The 228-nt window shown below is 52.6% G+C and carries 1 tRNA gene; it reads left to right on the top strand.

The annotated features are described in order from the left end of the window. The first annotated feature begins 153 nt into the window (after positions 1 to 153). A tRNA-Gly gene (locus tag SB719_RS23060) sits at positions 154 to 226 on the top strand. Positions 227 to 228 lie beyond the last annotated feature (2 nt).

Raw genomic sequence — 228 nt, 5'->3', positions numbered from 1 at the left:
CGGGAATAGCTCAGTTGGTAGAGCACGACCTTGCCAAGGTCGGGGTCGCGAGTTCGAGTCTCGTTTCCCGCTCCAGATTTAAAGATGTAGTCAGATACCAATATCAGATGTTTTACTTTGCCGCGTAGCAGCAGGGTGAATATCAACGATAATGCGGGAATAGCTCAGTTGGTAGAGCACGACCTTGCCAAGGTCGGGGTCGCGAGTTCGAGTCTCGTTTCCCGCTCC

This window comes from Pantoea sp. SIMBA_079 (assembly GCF_046940275.1).
In the GTDB taxonomy this organism is placed as follows: Bacteria; Pseudomonadota; Gammaproteobacteria; order Enterobacterales; family Enterobacteriaceae; genus Pantoea; species Pantoea borealis.
The sequence above is the reverse complement of the archived record's forward strand: the minus strand, read 5'-3'. Positions and strand labels throughout refer to the sequence as shown.